The following is a 17,746-nucleotide window of genomic DNA, read 5'->3' as shown; positions in this document are numbered from 1 at the left end:
CGCGAGGGAGCGCATGACCGCCGACAAGCCGCTGCGGGCCGACGCCCGGCGCAACCGCGACGCCCTGATCGCCAAGGCCCGGGAGGTCTTCGACGCCGGCGACTTCTTCGACCTGCGCTTCGACGACTTCGCCGGCCTCGCCGGAGTGGGCACCGGCACGCTGTACCGCCACTTCCCCACCCGCGAAGCCCTGGCCGAGGCGGTCTACCAAGGGGAAGTCGCCGCGCTGTGCGACCGCGCCCGCGAACTGCAGGCGACACTGCCCGCGGCGGAGGCCCTGGCGGCGTTTCTGCGCGGCATGGTCGACCACATAGCCGCCCACCCGGGGTTGGCCCGGACGCTGGCCACCCTCCTGGCCGACCGGTCGAGCGCCCGAGCCGAAAGCGGCCAGGAACTGGAGCAGGCAGTCGCCGACCTCGTCGCCGCCGCCGTACGCGAGGGCACCGTTCGCGACGACGTGAACCCCGGTGCCGTGATGATGGCGCTGCACGGCATCGGCGCGGCCCACGACCGTCCCCATTGGCGGACCGAGGCCGACGACCTCATCACCCTTCTGCTGGACGGGCTGCGCCGACCGCGGTGATGCTGGACCAAGCCGGAAACATCGAGCCCGCTCAGGAAGCCCGCAGCAGCGGAGCCCTCCCCAGCGCCGCCCGCAGCCGGTCCAGCACCTCTTCCGCCGGACCCTCCGCCGTGCATCCCGCCGCCATCCGATGGCCTCCCCCGCCGAACTCCGCGGCGGCGGCGGACACGTCGATGTCGCCGGCGGAACGCAGCGAGACCGTCCACACTGGACCGGGCCCGGCCTCCTTCAGCACCGCCGCGACCCCGGCCTCGCGGGTGGCGCGCACGACGTCGATCACCGACTCGACCTCTTCGAGCCGCACCGTCGCCGCCGCGGCCGCGCGCACGACCGTGTGCACGAAGCCGAATCCTTGCGCCCCTTCGGGTTCCAGGCGGGCCTCCGACAGCACCGTCGCCAGCATCGGCAGCCACGCGAACGGGTGGTCGTCCACGATGCGGCGGGCCACCTCGCCCGGGTCGGCTCCGGCTTCCAGCAGGCGCGCGGCGATCCGGTGCGTTTCGGGGCTGGCCCGGCGGAAGCCGCTCGTATCGGTGACGACCCCGGCGTACAGGCAGCGCGCGGCGGCCGCGTCCAGCTCGACGCCCATCGCCTCGATGATGCGCGTGACCAGGATCGCCGACGCTTCGGCGGTGTCGTCCACGACGTGGTGGGTGCCGTAGCGGGCGTTGGTCGCGTGGTGGTCGACCACCAGGACCGAACCGCCCGCCTCGCGGACCGTGCCGACCCTCGGGGCGAGCCTGCCCAGCCGGGCCAGGGTCGGGGTGTCCAGGGCGACCAGCAGTTCGTCCGTCGGCGGGAGGGCGTCGACCGGGGTGATCAGGCCGTCGACGTCCAGCCAGGCCAGTGTTTCGGGGGCCTCGTCCGGCTCGCCGAAGGCGACCCGGACGCGCGCGCCGCGGCGGTGCAGCACGTGGCCGAGGGCCAGCGCGCTGCCGAGGGCGTCGGCGTCGGGACGAACGTGTCCGAGCAGCGTCACGTCGGTGGCCCCGGCGAGCAGTGCGGCGGCGGCCTCGATGTCCTGTACCAGGGAAGCTGTCACGAAGTGCCACGCTACGCTCTGCGGGATGCCTGAGTACGTGATCCTCGTTCTGCCTTCCGCCAACCGCGTGTACGCCGCCTCGTCGCCGGCTTTGCTGCGAGCCGAACTGGCGGCCTTCGGCGCTGGTCTTTCCGCCGAGGTGTCGGCGATCGAAGAGATCGAACTCGGCGGGGTCGGGTACGTGAAATTCGCTTGCGCGGCCCCGCTCGGCGAGCGCGACCTGGCGCTGCTGTCGAACCTGTCCTCGCTGTACGCCCTGTTCGAACTGGGCGACGGCGTGCTGACGCCGGTCGCCGTGCACCCGCTGGCGAAGGCCGACTCCGACCTGCTGACCATCCAGAAGTACCCGGGCAAGACGAACGAGCAGTTCACGAAGCTGCTGCTCAACCTCACCCTGCTGGCGACCTCGCGGCCCGCGGACTGGCCGGACCGCGAACTGCACGTGCTCGACCCGCTGTGCGGCCGGGGAACGACGCTGAACCAGGCCGTGATGTACGGCTTCGACGCCACCGGGCTCGACGTCGACGCGCGCGATTTCGAAGCGTACGAACAGTTCGTGAAGACGTGGCTGCGCACGAAGCGCGTGAAGCACACGGCGGAATCCGGGCAGCTGCGCCGCAACAAGGTCCGCCTCGGACGCCGGCTGGACATCGAGTACGCGTTCGACAAGGACGACTACAAGGCCGGCCGCACCCGGCGGCTCAGCTATCTCAACGCGGACACCCTGACGACCGACGAGGTCCTCCGCCCGGCCTCGGTGGACCTCGTCGTGACGGACGCGCCGTACGGCGTGCAGCACGGCAGCCACCGCGACACCGGACTGGCCCGCAGCCCGCGCGACCTCCTCGCGGCGGCGATCCCGGTGTGGAACCGGGTGCTGCGCCCCGGCGGGGCGATGGGGATCTCGTGGAACACGCACGTGCTGCCGAGGGAAGAACTGGCGGCGATCCTGGAACGGGCCGGCCTGGAGGTGCGGTCGGGCGGGCCGTACGAGGAGCTGGCGCACCGGGTTGACCAGGCGATCGTGCGGGATCTCGTGGTCGCGGGAAAGCCGGGCTGAATCCGGCCCGGAAATTGCGTTACCGGGCGCACCCTGTGTTCACCGAAATGAGTGAACAAGGCTTCGGTGCGGGCGAAGTCGGCGGTGCTTTCACCCCCCAGAGTTGACCGTTTGCCGCCGGGCGAAGGCGGAAAGTGGCGCGGCTCGGCGCGGGTCCGGCAGTCTCGGTCACGAGATGGACACGACAGCGCAGAGCACCCCGACCCCCCTCTCCGTTCCCGCGGCCGACCTGGCGACCTGCACCCCGAGCCAGCTGGCGCTCGTCCCGCTGAGCGACGCCGGGCACGGCGGGAAAACGCTGCCGGAATCGACGATTTACTTCCCGCGGAAACTCGACGAGGAACTGGACTCGGTCGTGGCGGCGGCAGCGGGCGGAACGAGCCGGATGGCCACCCTGATCGGCGATCCGGCGACCGGGAAGAAACGCGCTTTGTGGGAGGCGATCCGCGCGAAGAACGACGACGGGTCTTTCCGTCTCTACGGCTGGCGGATCTGGCCGGGGCTCAGTCCCTGCACGCCGGAGGAACTGCTGGACAACGCGGCAGGCCTGGCTCCCCGGACAGCCTTGTGGCTTCCCTCGGCCGACCGCTACCTGATGCCCGCGGACAGCGAACTCGGCGAGAAGGTCGCCCGGTGCCTGCGGAATCTCCTCGACGACGAAACCCGCGCCCCCTGCCTGATCCTCGCCACGCTGTCCCGCGAACGCTGGCAGGCCGTCAACGCGTCTCCCGGCCGGAAGCCGCCGGGCCCGGACCGCACCCACGCCCTGCTGCTTCTCCAGCAAGGGACCCGGATCCGGGTGCCCGATTCCTTCACGAAGGCCGAACTCCTGCGGGCGCACGATTCTCCCGAACCGCGGCTGGCCGAAGCCGCGGAAAGCGCGCCGGACGGCCGGGTGATCCAGAATCTCGTCGCCGAACCGGAACTCCGCACGCGCTGCCGCGACATCGGCCCGCCGGCGCGCGCATTGCTGAATTTCGCGATCGAAGCCCGGCACGCCGGACACGGCCAGCGGCTGCCGCGCGAATTGCTGCGCCGGGCCTTCCAGTCCGGCTTCGGCGGCCCGCCCGATTCCGCCGGGCGATTCGCCGAGGCGCTGAGCGAACTGACCGGACAGGTGCCCGGCGGGGCCGCGATCCTGGTCCCGGAATCCGGCTCCGCGGCAGAGGAGTTCTGCCTCGCGCCCTCGCTCGAACGGCACTGCGTGACCGGCGCGGCGAAACCGGTTCTGCCGGACGAACGGCTGTGGCCGGTGCTGCTCGAAACGGCGGACGCGGAGAATTGCCTGGCGCTGGCGCGGGAATGCGAAAAACGCTGCCTGCTGGAATTGAGCGCCAAATTCTTCGTGAAAGCGGCCGAGCAGGGCTGCCCGCGAGCGCGCGCCGAACTCGCCGCGATGCTGACCAGGGCGGGCCGGATCGACGACGCGCTCAGCCAGTACGACGCGATCGTGCGGACCAGCGGCGATCCGGCGGCCGTCGACGACGCCATCGGCAAAGGGGCCGGCACGCTCTTCGCCGCCAAGCGGCCCAAGGACGTCCTCGACTGGCTCGGCCCGCTCGCCGCCGAAGGAAACCACGCGGCCGAAGTGCTGGTGGCGCTGGCGCACACTCAGCTCAAGCAGCACCGGGCGCTGGCCATCCACCGGAGGCTCGCGGAGAAGGGAGACCTGCATTCGGCCGCGGTCGTCGCGGAAAGCATCGCGTTCGAGGAGGATTCCGCCGAACCGCCGCCGGGTCGCGCCCTGCCGACGCCGGAGGAGCTGGCCGAGGAACGGGAGCGGCAGCGGGCGCGGCTCGACGAAGCGGTCCGGTACCTGACCGAACTGGGCGAGCGCACCGGATTCGACCTGCTGCCGATGATCACGGACCTGACGGTCGACGCCCTCGGCCCGAGCGCGGCGGTCGCGATGCTCTCGACGGAAGCGACCGTTCGCGGCCGGCCCGACGCCTATCTCCTCGGCGCCCGGGTGCTGGCTGCGACCGGGCGGGTCGAGGACGCGCTCGACTGGGTGCAGACGGCGCGCCAGTACGACGTTCCCGGCGCGCTGGCCGCCGCGGTCGAGGTGAACCTGAGCGCGGATCTGAAACCCACCGCGCAGCAGCTCGCCCTCGAATGCGCGGCAGAGGGCGACGCGGGCCCGCTGATCGCGGTCGGCGACGCCTTCGCCGCGTCGGGTCTTCCGCGCACCGCGCTCGACTGCTATTACGAAGCGGCCGAACACGAACCCCGCGCATTGGGCGCCGCGGCGCTCGCGGCCGCTCAGCACGGTCTGTTCGACGACGCCGCCGGCTACTACCGGAACGCCCAGCGAGCGGGCAACGCGCCGGAACCCGCCGAGATCGCCCTGCTGCTCTGCGCCTTCGGGGAATCGCGGAAATCCCGGGAATGCGAGTATTCCGAGCCGATCGCCCAAGCACTGCGGTGGTATGTCGAAACCGTTCCGCTGACCGCAGGCGCGCTGACCCCGATCGCGCAGTACATCACCGATCTCTACGCGGAGGACCTGGTGCGGGCTTACCGCACGCGCATGGACGTTTCCCGCGCACACGCGCAGCTCTGGGTCGCCGACGCGCTCGTCCACGCCGACAGCGTCCGGGAGGACGGAACCGACCGGGCGACCGCGAGCGGATCCGGCGTGGAACTCTCGTCGTCCGCCCTCCTGGTCGTGGCTTCCGGCCTCTATTCCGAAGCGGCCGGCGCGGGTTCGGCGCGGGCCAAGGAACAGGCCGTGCGGCTACTGCTCAAACGCCAGAGCTTCGCCGAGGCGGCACAGCTGCTCGGCGCCGGGCGCGCCGAGGTGCCGGCCCGGCTGCAGGGCCTGCTGGCGGAAGCGCTCGCCGGGCTCGGCGATCTGGACGAAGCGGAACGACTGGTCGAACAGCAGATCGCCGACGGCGACTTCAGCGCCGTGGCGGGCGTGGCCCGGGGCTTCCTGCTGCACGGAAAGCTCGACACGGCGCCGGAAAACCTCGGCAGGGCACGGGAAAATCGCCGCAAGGCCTGGGAACTCGCGGAGCGCGGGGTCCGCGGAGGCGACATCGATTCCCATGTCCTGCTGGCCGATCTCCGCCGCAACGAGCGCCAGCCGGGCGGGGTGCTGGATCTCTACTGCACCGCGCTGGCCCACGGCCATCCCGGCGCGCGCAAGCGCATCGACCGTTTTCTCGCGGTCCCGGAGAACCCGGACTGGACGCACAAGCAGTTCCGGAAATACGGGCTCGACGCGCGTGGGGACATCGCGGGAGGCTGGTCCGTGCCAGACTCCCGCGAGGCTGAGCGGTGAGAGGCGAGCGGCGGCGCCGCCTCCTGCTTCACCGCGGTGTGCGGACGTTAGCCCTCGCCACCGCCGGAGCGGCCGGCGCCGCGGCCGTGCTGTGGTTTCTGCTCGGGCCCTTCGTGTCCTGGGTCGCCGGCGCCGACGTCGCGCACCTCGCGGTCGCCGAGCGGGCCGCCGTCTTGAGCGGCATCCGCGGCCAGATCGCCGGTTTCCTCACGCCGCTCGGCATCGGCATTCCGGCGTGGGTGGCGGTCAAGAAGCTTCTCCTGGACCGCGACAAGCACATCACCGACACCTATGCCACCGCGATCGGCCATCTCGGCGCGGAGAGTCCTTCGACGCGGGCCGGCGGCGTCCGGACGCTGGAACGGATGTACGAGGATTCTCCGCGCGACCGGTTCCGGGTGGTCGAAACGCTGACCGACTTCTTGCGCAGTCACCCCGAACCGGTCGAGCCGCTGCCGGTGGACGTCAGAGTCGCTCTGCGCGCCCTTCGCACGCACCCGCCCCCGCCCCGGGCCCGGATCGACCTCGTCCGCGTCCAGCTGCCCGGGGCCGAGCTGCGGCTGGCCGACCTTCGCCAGGCGTGCTTCGCCGCGGCGAGGCTGACGGGCGCGGATTTCGCCGAGGCACGGCTCGACGGGGCCGATTTCTCCGACGCGATTGTGACCGCAGCGCAGCTGACCGGCGCGAGCTTGTCCGCCGCGACGCTCGATCGCGCCAACTGCCGCCGCGCGAACCTGCGCGACGCGGTGCTGGTTCACGCCAGCCTCCGCGGCGCCGACCTGACCGACGCCGTCCTCGCCGGTGCCGACCTCAGCGGCGCCGATCTGACCGGCGCGGTCTTGACCCGCACGGACGTGTCGGGCGCGGTCTTCGAACGCACCGTCCTCACTGGCGTCGACCTGACGTCGGCGCGCGGGCTGAGCCGGGACGCGATCCGGCCGGCCGTCACGGACGCCACCACGACGTTGCCGCCCGACCCGGCTGCCGGATGACCCGCCTTCCCGCGCACGGTCGCTGTTCACGCCGCCAAGTAGCCGTGTTACCAATTGCCGACACAACCCCGGCCACCCGAACCGGTGATTCCGCTACGTCAGGCGCGGGCCGAGGAAGCGCAGGACTTCCGGCAGGATTCCCCGCCAGTACTCCGAGGTGTGCTCCCCCGGCGTGATCCGCGCGACCTCCGGGCCGGCCTCGGCGATCAGTTTCCGGTTGGCCGCCAGGAAGGGGTCGCCGTCGCCGCACCACACGCCGAGGCCTCGGGGCGGGAGTTCGTCCGCGTGCTGGAGGGGTTCGGCGGCCTTCCAGTCGTCCTGCGCCGGGAAGATGTGCCGGGACCGGGCTTCCGGCCAGGTGCGGAACAGGGCCGCGCTGCAGGTGGCCACTGCTCGCACGTCGCGGCGGCGGCGGGCGAGGCCGAGGGCTCCGAAACCGCCCATCGAGATGCCGAGCAGGCCGGTCATCGGGCGGAGGCCCGATTCGGACAGCCAGCCGGGGAGTTCGTCGGTGAGCATGCGGTGCGGGTCGTCGCCGCCGTCGGGCATCCAGTAGTGGCTGCCGTCGACCGCGGCGACCGCGAACGGCGGGGTTCCGGACCGGACCGCGGCGGTGAGGGCCGCGGGCAGGTCCAGGTCCAGGAACGTGCGGGCGTTCGAGCCGCGGCCGTGCAGGGCGACGCAGACCGGCAGGCCGGTGCTGGGGACGCCGTCGGGGGTCATCAGCACGACGTCGACGTCCCGGCCGCGGGCCGCGGAGTGCCTGCGGTGGATCGTGATCGACGCCTTCAGGGGCGCCGGGCTGGAGGCCGGGGCAGCCGAGGGCGGCGCAACCACCGGGGCGGAGCGCCCGGTGCAGGCGGAGACGAGCGCCGCGGCACCGCCGAGCAGCAGGCCGCGTCGCGTGACACCGGGCTTTGACCGCATCGCTTCAGCCGCGCGTCTCCTCTTCTGCTTGCTCCTCGTCCTCTTCGGACCGAGGGGCCTTGTACGGGTCCGCTTCGCCCGCGGGCTGGGCTCCGGTCGCGCGGCGCGCCACCTCGGCGTCGGATTCGCGGGCCTTCGCGAGCAGCTCTTCGATGCGGCGGGCGTCGTCCGGGACGCTGTCCGCGACGAAGGTCAGCGTCGGGGTGTAGCGGACGCCGGTGCCCTGTCCCACCTTCGTGCGCAGGACGCCGCGCGCGGCCTCCAGCGCGGCGGCGGCGCTCGCGAAGTCCGGCTCCGCGTCGAGGCTTTCGCCGAGCACCGTGTAGTACACCGTGGCGTCGTGCAGGTCCGCAGTGACGCGGGCGTCGGTGATGGTCACCGAGCCCAGTCGCGGGTCCTTGACGTCGTGTTCGATCGCCGAGGCCACGATCTGCGAGATCCGCTTGGCGAGCTTGCGTGCCCGAGCGGGATCGGCCATGGCTGAGGTCTCCTTCTCCGGATTTCCGGGTGTTCTAGTCGTCCGGGCCGAGCAGCCGGCGGCGCGCGGAGAGCAGTTCGAACTCGGGCCGTCCGGCCGCGAACCGCTCGCACGCGTCGAGCACGTCCCGGATGTGCTCGCCGTCGGGGGCGACCGCGGCGACGCCGATGAGCGCGCGCCGGTGCAGGTCCAGATGTCCCGCCTCGGCGACCGAGACGGAAAAGCGTTTCCGCAGTTCGGCCACCACCGGCCGCACCACGGATCGTTTCTGCTTCAACGAATGCACGTCGTCGAGCAGCAGGTCGAGCTCCAAGGCTCCGACAAACAAGCTAGTCACCTCAAAACTCGACGGAACAGCCCGACTGGACCCCACGCGGGGGTCCAGGGGGCTTGCCCCCTGGCGGGGGCGCGGGGTTCGACCCCCGCACAACACGCTGAGGGCGGGAGGGGCGAGCGCAGCCTGCGAGCACGCCCCTCCCCCAACGGAGGCCTCAGCTGCGGGGCTTCTCCCGCTGTTCGTAGGTCTCGATCACGTCGTCGACCTTGATGTCGCTGTACGAGCCCAGCGTGAGACCGCACTCGTACCCTTCCCGGACCTCGACCACGTCGTCCTTGAAGCGGCGCAGCGAGTTGATCGGCAGGTTCTGCGCGATGACGTTGCCGTCGCGCAGGAGGCGGGCCTTGGCGTTGCGCCGGATCTCGCCGGACATGACCAGGCACCCCGCGATCGTGCCGATCTTGGAGGACTTGAAGACGTCCCGGACCTCGGCGCGGCCCAGTTCGACCTCTTCGTACTCCGGCTTGAGCATGCCCTTCAGAGCCTGCTCGATCTCCTCGATCGCCTGGTAGATGACCGTGTAGTAGCGCACGTCGACGCCCTCGCGGGTGGCCCGCTCGGTCGCCTTGCCCTGCGCCCGGACGTTGAACCCGAGGACGATCGCGTCGGACGCGGTCGCCAGGTCGATGTCCGATTCGGTCACGCCGCCGACGCCGCGGTGCACGACGTGCAGTTCGACGTCTTCGCCGACGTCCAGCTGCAGCAGCGCCGCTTCGAGCGCTTCGACGGTACCCGAGTTGTCGCCCTTGATGATCAGGTTGAGGCTGCTCGTCTCCTTCAAGGCGGAGTCGAGGTCCTCGAGGCTGACCCGCTTGCGGCGCGACGCGTTGAGCGCGTTGCGGGTGCGGGCGGAGCGGCGCTCGGCGATCTGCCGGGCGACGCGGTCCTCGTCGACCACCAGGAAGGTGTCGCCCGCTCCCGGCACCGAGGTGAACCCGATGACCTGGACCGGACGCGAGGGCAGCGCCTCGGTGACGTCCTCGTTGTGCTCGTCGACCATCCGGCGGACGCGGCCGTAGGCGTCGCCCGCCACGACCGAGTCGCCGACGCGCAGCGTGCCGCGCTGGACCAGGACGGTGGCCACCGGGCCGCGGCCGCGGTCGAGGTGCGCCTCGATCGCGACGCCCTGCGCTTCCATGTCCGGGTTGGCCCGCAGGTCCAGAGCCGCGTCCGCGGTCAGCAGGATCGCCTCGAGAAGCCCGTCGATGTTGATGTTCTCCCGTGCGGAGATCTCGACGAACATCGTGTCGCCGCCGTATTCCTCGGCGATGAGGTTGTACTCGGTGAGCTGCTGCCGGATCTTGTCCGGGTTCGCGCCCTCCTTGTCGATCTTGTTGATCGCGACCACGATCGGAGCCTTCGCGGCCTGCGCGTGGTTGATCGCCTCCACCGTCTGCGGCATGACGCCGTCGTCGGCCGCCACCACGATCACCGCGATGTCGGTCGAGTTCGCGCCTCGGGCACGCATGGCGGTGAACGCCTCGTGACCCGGGGTGTCGATGAAGGTGATCAGCCGCGGCACGCCTTCGAGCTCGGTCTCGATCTGGTAGGCGCCGATGTGCTGGGTGATCCCGCCGGCCTCGCTCTCGCGGACCTTCGTCTTGCGGATCGTGTCCAGCAGCCGCGTCTTGCCGTGGTCGACGTGCCCCATGATGGTGACGACCGGCGGCCGGACCTGCAGGTCCTCCTCGCCGCCCTCGTCCTCGCCGTAGGTGATGTCGAACGTCTCGAGCAGCTCGCGGTCCTCCTCCTCGGGGGAGACGACCTGGACGACGTAGTTCATCTCGCCGCCGAGCAGCTCGAGGATGTCGTCCGACACGGACTGCGTCGCGGTGACCATCTCGCCGAGGTGGAAGAGCACCTGCACCAGCGAAGCCGGGTTGGCGTCGATCTTCTCGGCGAAGTCGGTCAGCGAAGCGCCGCGCGGCAGCCGGATCGTCTCGCCCTGCCCCTTGGGCAGGCGGACGCCGCCGACGCTGGGCGCCTGCATGTTGTCCATGTACTCCTGGCGCTTCTGCCGCTTCGACTTGCGGCCCTTGCGCGAGGGCCCGCCGGGACGGCCGAACGCGCCGGCCGTGCCGCCGCGGCCGCCCGGGCCGCCGCGACCGCCGCCGCCGCGGAAACCGCCGCCGCCGGCCGGGGCGCCACCGCCGCCGCCCGGACGGAAGCCGCCACCGCCGCCACCGCCGCCTCCGGGACGGAAGCCGCCGCCGCCGCCACCGCCGCCGGGGCCGCCGCGGAAGCCGCCGCCACCGCCGCCCGGACGGCCGCCGCCGCCACCGGGACGACCGCCGCCGCCGGGACCGCCTCGGCCGCCTGCCGGTCCGGCCGGACGGGCGCGGCCCGGCATCATGCCGGGGTTCGGGCGCGGGGGCATGTTGCCCGGGCTCGGCCGGTTGCCGCCGCCCTGGCCGCCGCCGGGACGCGGCGGACGGGTGTCGCCGCCCTGGCCGCCGCCCGGACGCGGGGGACGGGTGTCGCCGCCCTGGCCGGGGCCGGGGCGCGGGGCGGGCGGACGCGGGGCCGGGGACCCGGAGCCGACGCCGAACGGGTTGTTGCCGACCCGCGGCGGGCGCGGGCCGGGACGCGGGCCGCTGGGCTTGGGGCCCTGCGGCTTGGGCGGCACGACCGAACCGGCGGACGCGGCGTCCTGCTGCTTCGGGGCCGGCTTGGGCGCGGCGGGCTCGGCCTTGGCGGCCGGGACCTCCTGCGCCGGGGCCGGCTGGGCCGGTGCGGGCGGGCGCGGACCGGGGCGGGGACCGCCGGGCTTGGGGCCCGGGGACGCCGCCGGCTTGGCGGCCTGCGGGCCCGGCTTCCCGGCCGGGGCCTGCTGCTGCGGCGCGGGCGCCGGAGCGGACGGGGCCTGCGGAGCGGCGCTCTGCGGCTGCGGAGCGGCCGGCTTCGGGGCCGGGCGCGGTCCCGGCGTGGGGCCGGGCTTCTTCCCGCCCTTGGCGGGGTACGCGTCGCGGAGCCGGCGGGCGACGGGCGCCTCGACGGTGGACGACGCGGACTTCACGAACTCGCCCTGCTCCTTCAGCTTGGCGAGAACTTCTTTGCTGGTGATGCCGAGCTCCTTAGCGAGCTCGTGTACGCGGGCCTTGCCTGGCACAGCTCTCCTCATCTAGGGGAGGCCAGGCGGAAGACCCGCTGACCTCGTCCTTACCGTCGCGCGTTCATGGCTTCAGCTTCACGGCTGACTCATGACGGGTCGACCTGCTTCCTTGTATCTCGCGACCCCGGGTTCGTCCCGGCGTCGTCGTCCGCGGCGAACGCCGCGTGGTCGTGCAGCCCCGCGGCCTCGAGCGCGCCCTGGACCCGGAGGGCCCGCGGGAACGCCCGCTTCCGCTCGGCTTTGGCCAGGCAGCCCGGCCCGGGGTGCAGCCACGCACCCCGTCCCGGCAGCCGCCGACGTTCGTCGACGACCAGCCGCCCGTCCGCCGCGACCACGCGCAGCAGTTCGCCGGTCAAGTCCCGTTTCCGGCAGCCGACGCACGTGCGCACCGGCGAATGCCGGTGACGCTGGAGGTCGGGGGTGTCCCCAGTAGCCCTGCGCGGGTCTTGAACCGTTGTCGAGTCTAGCGCCTGCACCTTCAGTCGGCCGAACCGGTCGCCGCGGCGGGCCGCGCCTGGCCGGCGTGGTCTTGCTCACCCTCGGCCGGACCGGCGGGCTCGGCGGGGGCCGCGTCGCTGCGGATGTCGATCCGCCAGCCGGTGAGGCGGGCGGCGAGGCGGGCGTTCTGGCCCTCCTTGCCGATCGCCAGCGACAGCTGGAAGTCCGGCACGACGACCCTCGCCGTCTTGGCGCGCTCGTCCACGACACGTACCGAAACAACCTTCGCGGGCGACAATGCATTCCCGACGAACTTGGCCGGGTCGTCGGACCAGTCGATGATGTCGATCTTTTCGCCGGACAGCTCGCTCATCACGTTGCGCACGCGCGCGCCCATCGGGCCGATGCAGGCGCCCTTGGCGTTGACGCCGGGGATGGTGGAGCGCACGGCGATCTTCGACCGGTGCCCCGGCTCGCGGGCGACCGCGGCGATCTCGACGGTGCCGTCGGCGATCTCCGGGACCTCCAGCGCGAACAGCTTGCGCACCAGGTTCGGGTGCGAGCGCGACAGCATGATCTGCGGGCCGCGGTTGCTGCGCGACACGCCGAACACGAACGCCTTGATCCGGGTGCCGTGCTCGTAGGACTCCCCCGCGACCTGTTCGGCCTGCGGCAGCACGCCCTCGGTGTCGCCGACCTGGATCACGACCATGCCTCGGGCGTTGGCGCGCGCGTCGCGCTGGACCACGCCGGCCACGATCTCGCCCTCCTTGGCGGAGAACTCGCCGTAGGTCTTCTCGTGCTCGGCGTCGCGCAGCCGCTGCAGGATGACCTGGCGCGCGGTGGTGGCGGCGATCCGGCCGAAGCCCTCGGGCGTGTCGTCCCATTCCTCGTCGACCTCGCCGTCGGCGGCGAGGGTGTGCGCGAGGACGCGGACGAGCCCGGTCTTGCGGTCGATGTCGATGCGGGCGTGCGGCTGGTGGCCCTCGGTGTGCTTGTACGCGGTGAGCAGCGCGGTCTCGATGGCCTCGATGACCGTGTCGAAGGGGATGTCCTTGTCCCGTTCGATCGCCCGCAGCGCGGCGATGTCCACGTTCACTTCGACTCCTCCTTCTTGTCCTTGTCGTCCTCGGCAGCGCTGTCTTCGGTCAGGGCTTTGAGTTCTTCGGCGGGCGGCTGCTTGAATTCGACTTCCACCACGGCCTTAGCGACGGACTCGTAGTGCACGTCCTTGATCCGGCCGTCCACGAGCACCCGCGCGCTCTTCTCGCCTGCGTGCCCGACGCGGCCGAGATAGGCGGGGCCTTCGACGGGCGTGATCTTGACGAGACGGAACCGGGCGCGCCGCCAGTGCCGCTGCTGGGTGAGCGGCCGGTCGAGGCCCGGCGAGGTGACCTCGAGCGTGTAGGCGCTCGCCAGCACGTGCTCGTTCTCGTCGAGTGCGGCCGAGACGGTGCGGCTGACCTCGGCGACCTCGTCCAGCCCGACGCCGTCGTCGGAGTCGACGACCACCTTCACCAGCTGTCGCCTTCCGGCTTGCTGCACCTCGAGCGAGTCGAGGTCGAAACCCGCGGTCGTGACGGCTTCGGCCACGATCGGCTCCAGCCGGCTGGCGAGTTCGTTGGGCACGTGGGGCACTCCTGTTCGGCCTGTTGGTCGGTGAAGGCCAAGCTTATCCTGCGCCCCCGCGAAGACGCGCGAGCGGCGGCGCACCCGGGCGGCCTGGCAGGATGGGCCGACGTGACCGCAGACTTCTCCCGGCGCGCCGTGCTGCGTCTGGGCGCGCTGAGCGCCACTGTCGCCGCGGCTGTGCCGCTCGCCGCCTGCTCGGGCGGCTACGACGACGCCCCCGATCCGCTGGCCCCGCTGCTGGCGATGGCCGAGGCGGACGCCGCCGCGGCCAGGAAGCTGCCCTCCGGCGGCGACGCGGCCGGCCAGGTCGCCGACGCCAGAGCCGCGCAGGCGGCCGCGCTGAAGGCCGAGGTGGACCGGCTGAACCGGCCCAAGCAGGCGGCGAACGTCCCGCCCGCGCCCGCGGACCTCGGCGGGTTCAAGGACCGGCTCGCCGCCGCGCGCAAGCAGGCCGAGGACTTGGTGCCCGCGCTGCCGGCGTACCGGGCCGGGCTCGTCGCGTCGGTGGCCGCCGGATGCGCCGGGCTGCAGCGGGTGGCGCCGGAACTCGGGCCCGGGGCGGACGCGAAGGCCGTGGCCGCGCTGTCGTCGGTGCCGAAGGAAGCGGTGGATTCGCTGCAGAAGGCGCTGGCGGCGGAGCACGCGTCGTTGTGGGTGTACGGGCTGGTGACGGCGTTCCTGCCCGGTGATTTCGGGGAGGCCGTGAAGGCTGGCCGCGCGGAGCACACCGCGCGGCGGGACGCGGTGACGCAGATGCTCACTTCAGTGTCGGCGACGCCGGTGGCGCCTGAAGCCGCGTACGTGCCGCCTAAGCCGGTTACGGACACGGCTTCGGCTGCTGCGCTGGTGGCGAGCGCAGAGGCGGATACCGCGGCGGCTTGGCACGCGGTCCTCACGCATACCGACGATTCGGGGCTGCGCGGGATGGCGCTGCAGGCGGTGATCGCGGCGGCTCGGCGCGGGATGCCTTGGCGGCAGGAGGCCGGGCAGAAGCCCGCTGCGGTGGCGTTGCCTGGGCAGCCTTCGTAGGGGCTCGTGAGTGCGTATCCCGGTTAGAACCGGGATACGCACTCACGAGACACCCGCGCAGTCCCGCTGCTCGCGCACGACCTGCAGCGGTCGCAGGCGTCCTGCGCGAGATGCGGAGTCAGGGCACAGCAGCCGCGGCGACACCGGGCGTGGGGCGGCAGGAAGCGGGCGGAAGCCGCCGTCGCCCTCCCCGGGCAGCCTCCTAGCAAAAACGTGCAGGCCGGACCACCCCGGCCTGCTCGTTCGAAAGCAGTCTCAGCGGAGCTTGCCCGACAGCGTCAACGCGTTCTTCGCGATCCGGCTGAGCAGCGGTTTGTCGTGGTGGCCGTAGTAGAAATCGGTCAGCACGATCGTCACCTCGGGGCCGTTGGCCTTCGATTCGTACTCGGCCTCGTTGCCGCTCAGTTTCGGGGCGTCGGTGTCGTGGAAGGTGCCGTCGCGGACCAGGTCGCTCACGTTGCCGGTGCCGTCCCGGTCGGTGAGTTCCTTCAGCTCCGTCGCCTTCGCCGCGTCCGGCATCGTCACCAGCACCACCGACACCAGCGCCTTCGCGTCCCCGGCCTGCACCGTGTACAGCGCCCGCGCCAGGGACTTGCACTGGTTGTCCTGGAAGAACTTCTTGGCGCCGGAGTAGGCGTTGGCGGCGCAGTCGGTCGCCTTGACCGGGCCTTCGGCCAGTTTGTAGTCGAACGCGGGCTTCGCGGTGGTCGCCGGGGATTCGGCGACCGGCTGTTCCGGCGTGCTGTCGTGCCGGATCAGGTACCAGACGAGCCCGGCCACGACGGCGATCGCCACGAGACCGGCGCCGCGCAGCAGCAGGGCGCGGTTGCGCGACGGCCCGGGCGGCGGCGGGCCCGGGCGCGCGGGCACGGCCGGGATCGGGGCCGTGTCCGACGGGCCGGGGGCGCCGGGGGTGAAGTGCGGATGGGACACGCGAACACCGTAGTTCACCCCCTCGCCGGCCTTCAGCCAGACGCCGCGCCCAGTGCGGCGAGAACGCGTTCGACGTCGTCAGGGCCGTTGTAAAGGTGGAAACCGACGCGGATCCGCCCGTTGCGGACGCTCGCGACGATCCCGGCTTCGGCGATCCGCGCGGGGTCGGCGTCCAGCGCCACGATGGCGCTTCCCTGGGGTTCCAGTCCGGCCGCGGCGCGCAGGGAATTGGCCAGGCCGACGTTGTGGTCGCGCACCGCGGCGAGGTCGAGTGACGCCAGGTAGCCGAACGCTTCCGCTGCGCCGACGTGCGACAGCCACACCGGCGAAAGGTCGAACGCGCGCGCGTTTCCGGCCAGGCGCAGCGGCATTCCGTAGACCGAGGACCACGGGTCGTCGCCGGCGTACCAGTTCGCGGCGACCGGGCGGGTCCGTTCGTGCGCCCGCGGATGCACCGCGAGCCAGGCGCAGCCGCGCGGCGAGAACAGCCATTTGTAGCCCGCGCAGACGATCCAGTCCGCCCACGCGACGTCCAGCGGGAGCCAGCCCGCGGCTTGCGTGACGTCGATCAGGACCGGCACGTCCGCGGCTTCGGAGGCGGCCCGCAGCGCGGCGGTGTCGAGCAGCGCGCCGTCGGCGGACTGCGCGAGGCTGACCGCGACGAGGTCGTGGCCTTCGACGTGCTGCGCCAGCTTGGCGAGCGGCGCTTCGGTGACGTTCGCCCGCTGCGCGAACGGGAACGTGACGCTGGTGAACTCGCCCTCGGCGACCAGCACGCGGGCGTCCGGGGCCAGCCCGGCGGCGACGTTCGCGGCCAGCTGCGACACCGACGCGCCGATCGCCACCCGTTCCGCCGGGACCCCGGCGAGCCGCGCGAATCCGCCGCGCGAGCGGGCTACCGGCTCGTCGAAGTCCGACGGGGCGTCCTTGCCGGTGCGCCACCGGCCGACCGCGGCCTCGACCGCGTCGGCGACCGGCGCAGGCGGAATTCCGATGCTGGGGGTGTTGAGGTATCCGGCGGGGACAGCGAAGTCGGTGTTTCCTCCGAAGATCATGTCTCCCAGATTAGGGCAGCAATGCCGTGACATCACCGTACGACGGCGGGTTCAGCGGCAGCTCGGTCTCTTCCCGGACGGAGTCCACTGTGGCCAGTGCGGCGGAAAGCGCTACGCGGTAAGGGGTTGAGCCGAGACTGACCCGCGCGACGCCCAGGGAAGCCAATTCGGAGAAAGTGGCCTTGCCGGGCGGGTACAGGAGGTTCACCGGCACGTCTACTGCTTCGACCAGCTCCGTCACGTCCGCGGGATCGTGCAGGCCGGGGACGAAGACGCAGTCGGCGCCAGCGTCCGCGTATGCACGGGCCCGGGTGACGGCGTCCGCCACCGGGCCGGCGCCGAGCCAATGCGTGTCGGTGCGGGCGTTGAGGAACATGCCCGGAACCCGTTCGCGCACCTTGGCCAGCAGCGCGGCCTGGACGACGATCGGAGCGAGAGCGTCGCCTCGGCCGTCTTCCAGGTTGACGCCGACGACCCCGGCGTCGGCGAGCTCGGCGACGAGGTCCGCCACTTCTCCCGCGTCGGCGCTGAACCCGTCGGCGAGGTCGACGCTGACCAGGATGTCCAGCGGGGCCAGCGATTTCGCCAGTGCGACGGTGGCGGCGCGGGAGGCCGGGGCGCCGTCGGCGTACCCGGCCGCCGCCGAAACGCCGAGGCTGGTGGTGCCGACCGCCGGATGGCCCGCGTCGGCGAGCGCGGCGGCGAAGCCGAACTCCCAGACGTTCGGCAGCAACAGCGGACGGCCCGGGACGTGGAGCGTGGCGAAGGAAGTCATGTCCGCCACGGTACGAGGTCCGCGGTTCGGCCGCGGCCGAACCGTCGGCCAGCCCCCTCGGCTGGCC

16 protein-coding genes are annotated in these 17,746 nt (G+C 72.4%); 5 read left to right on the top strand and 11 right to left on the bottom strand.

Translation table 11 applies throughout. The annotated features are described in order from the left end of the window. The first annotated feature begins 13 nt into the window (after positions 1 to 13). On the top strand, positions 14 to 583 hold the full coding sequence (locus tag F9C11_RS22655) for a TetR/AcrR family transcriptional regulator (protein WP_409179358.1): 570 nt from the start codon (positions 14 to 16) through the stop codon (positions 581 to 583). 31 nt (positions 584 to 614) lie between these two features. Here the strand turns inward: F9C11_RS22655 and F9C11_RS22650 are convergent, their stop codons facing one another. Beyond that, positions 615 to 1,625 carry a DHH family phosphoesterase gene (locus F9C11_RS22650; RefSeq protein WP_409179357.1) on the bottom strand — a complete coding sequence of 337 codons (1,011 nt, stop codon included), beginning with the start codon at positions 1,623 to 1,625 and terminating at the stop codon, positions 615 to 617. Between the two features lie 25 nt (positions 1,626 to 1,650). Here F9C11_RS22650 and F9C11_RS22645 point away from each other — a divergent pair, with 25 nt between their 5' ends. The 3 genes from F9C11_RS22645 to F9C11_RS22635 all read left to right on the top strand — a co-directional run bounded on the left by F9C11_RS22645 (position 1,651) and on the right by F9C11_RS22635 (position 6,963). Further along, a complete protein-coding gene (locus F9C11_RS22645) occupies positions 1,651 to 2,685 on the top strand; it encodes a TRM11 family SAM-dependent methyltransferase (RefSeq protein WP_409179356.1) in 1,035 nt (344 codons plus the stop codon). Positions 2,686 to 2,860: 175 nt separating this feature from the next. Then, positions 2,861 to 5,971, top strand: a complete 3,111-nt coding sequence (locus F9C11_RS22640; protein ID WP_409179355.1) for a hypothetical protein — start codon at positions 2,861 to 2,863, stop codon at positions 5,969 to 5,971. A 38-nt stretch (positions 5,972 to 6,009) separates the two neighbouring features. After that, a complete protein-coding gene (locus F9C11_RS22635) occupies positions 6,010 to 6,963 on the top strand; it encodes a pentapeptide repeat-containing protein (RefSeq protein WP_409179354.1) in 954 nt (317 codons plus the stop codon). 93 nt (positions 6,964 to 7,056) lie between these two features. Here the strand turns inward: F9C11_RS22635 and F9C11_RS22630 are convergent, their stop codons facing one another. From F9C11_RS22630 to rimP, 7 genes are all read right to left on the bottom strand, one after another. Then, on the bottom strand, positions 7,057 to 7,890 hold the full coding sequence (locus F9C11_RS22630) for an alpha/beta hydrolase (protein ID WP_409179353.1): 834 nt from the start codon (positions 7,888 to 7,890) through the stop codon (positions 7,057 to 7,059). 4 nt (positions 7,891 to 7,894) lie between these two features. After that, positions 7,895 to 8,368: a 30S ribosome-binding factor RbfA gene (rbfA, locus tag F9C11_RS22625; RefSeq protein ID WP_409179352.1), complete on the bottom strand. Its 474-nt coding sequence runs from the start codon at positions 8,366 to 8,368 to the stop codon at positions 7,895 to 7,897. 34 nt (positions 8,369 to 8,402) lie between these two features. After that, positions 8,403 to 8,696: a DUF503 domain-containing protein gene (locus tag F9C11_RS22620; RefSeq protein WP_037812533.1), complete on the bottom strand. Its 294-nt coding sequence runs from the start codon at positions 8,694 to 8,696 to the stop codon at positions 8,403 to 8,405. 163 nt (positions 8,697 to 8,859) lie between these two features. Beyond that, positions 8,860 to 11,814 (bottom strand): translation initiation factor IF-2, encoded by a 2,955-nt coding sequence (infB, locus tag F9C11_RS22615; RefSeq protein ID WP_409186953.1) that lies wholly within the window; start codon positions 11,812 to 11,814, stop codon positions 8,860 to 8,862. Positions 11,815 to 11,903: 89 nt separating this feature from the next. Further along, a complete protein-coding gene (locus tag F9C11_RS22610) occupies positions 11,904 to 12,206 on the bottom strand; it encodes a YlxR family protein (protein WP_409179351.1) in 303 nt (100 codons plus the stop codon). Between the two features lie 89 nt (positions 12,207 to 12,295). Continuing rightward, the gene (gene nusA, locus F9C11_RS22605; RefSeq protein ID WP_409179350.1) at positions 12,296 to 13,354 is read right to left on the bottom strand and encodes a transcription termination factor NusA; all 1,059 of its coding nucleotides are present in this window, start codon (positions 13,352 to 13,354) and stop codon (positions 12,296 to 12,298) included. Continuing rightward, complete coding sequence (gene rimP, locus F9C11_RS22600) at positions 13,351 to 13,884, bottom strand: ribosome maturation factor RimP (RefSeq protein WP_409179349.1); 534 nt, start codon at positions 13,882 to 13,884, stop codon at positions 13,351 to 13,353. Before rimP ends, nusA begins: the two co-directional genes overlap by 4 nt. 111 nt (positions 13,885 to 13,995) lie before the next feature. Here rimP and F9C11_RS22595 point away from each other — a divergent pair, with 111 nt between their 5' ends. Next, on the top strand, positions 13,996 to 14,916 hold the full coding sequence (locus F9C11_RS22595; RefSeq protein WP_409179348.1) for a ferritin-like domain-containing protein: 921 nt from the start codon (positions 13,996 to 13,998) through the stop codon (positions 14,914 to 14,916). 255 nt (positions 14,917 to 15,171) lie between these two features. On the opposite strand, the gene F9C11_RS22590 is transcribed toward F9C11_RS22595, so the two are convergent. The 3 genes from F9C11_RS22590 to F9C11_RS22580 are packed head-to-tail and all read right to left on the bottom strand — an operon-like array spanning position 15,172 to position 17,679. Continuing rightward, on the bottom strand, positions 15,172 to 15,849 hold the full coding sequence (locus F9C11_RS22590; protein WP_409179347.1) for a hypothetical protein: 678 nt from the start codon (positions 15,847 to 15,849) through the stop codon (positions 15,172 to 15,174). Positions 15,850 to 15,881: 32 nt separating this feature from the next. Next, the gene (locus tag F9C11_RS22585; protein WP_409179346.1) at positions 15,882 to 16,904 is read right to left on the bottom strand and encodes an aminotransferase class V-fold PLP-dependent enzyme; all 1,023 of its coding nucleotides are present in this window, start codon (positions 16,902 to 16,904) and stop codon (positions 15,882 to 15,884) included. Positions 16,905 to 16,914: 10 nt separating this feature from the next. Next, positions 16,915 to 17,679, bottom strand: coding sequence for an isocitrate lyase/phosphoenolpyruvate mutase family protein (locus tag F9C11_RS22580; protein ID WP_409179345.1), 765 nt, complete (start codon positions 17,677 to 17,679; stop codon positions 16,915 to 16,917). Between the last annotated feature and the right edge of the window lie 67 nt (positions 17,680 to 17,746).

The sequence above is a fragment of the Amycolatopsis sp. VS8301801F10 genome, from assembly GCF_046195355.1.
Classification (GTDB): domain Bacteria; phylum Actinomycetota; class Actinomycetes; order Mycobacteriales; family Pseudonocardiaceae; genus Amycolatopsis.
The sequence above is the reverse complement of the archived record's forward strand: the minus strand, read 5'-3'. Positions and strand labels throughout refer to the sequence as shown.

What these genes read in the sequence shown, in the direction of transcription:
- F9C11_RS22655 (WP_409179358.1), top strand. Translation starts at nt 14, where the DNA reads ATGACCGCCGACAAGCCGCTGCGGGCCGACGCCCGGCGCAACCGCGAC.
- F9C11_RS22645 (WP_409179356.1), top strand. Translation starts at nt 1,651, where the DNA reads ATGCCTGAGTACGTGATCCTCGTTCTGCCTTCCGCCAACCGCGTGTAC.
- F9C11_RS22640 (WP_409179355.1), top strand. Translation starts at nt 2,861, where the DNA reads ATGGACACGACAGCGCAGAGCACCCCGACCCCCCTCTCCGTTCCCGCG.
- F9C11_RS22630 (WP_409179353.1), bottom strand. Translation starts at nt 7,890, where the DNA reads ATGCGGTCAAAGCCCGGTGTCACGCGACGCGGCCTGCTGCTCGGCGGT.
- rbfA (WP_409179352.1), bottom strand. Translation starts at nt 8,368, where the DNA reads ATGGCCGATCCCGCTCGGGCACGCAAGCTCGCCAAGCGGATCTCGCAG.
- F9C11_RS22585 (WP_409179346.1), bottom strand. Translation starts at nt 16,904, where the DNA reads ATGATCTTCGGAGGAAACACCGACTTCGCTGTCCCCGCCGGATACCTC.
- F9C11_RS22580 (WP_409179345.1), bottom strand. Translation starts at nt 17,679, where the DNA reads ATGACTTCCTTCGCCACGCTCCACGTCCCGGGCCGTCCGCTGTTGCTG.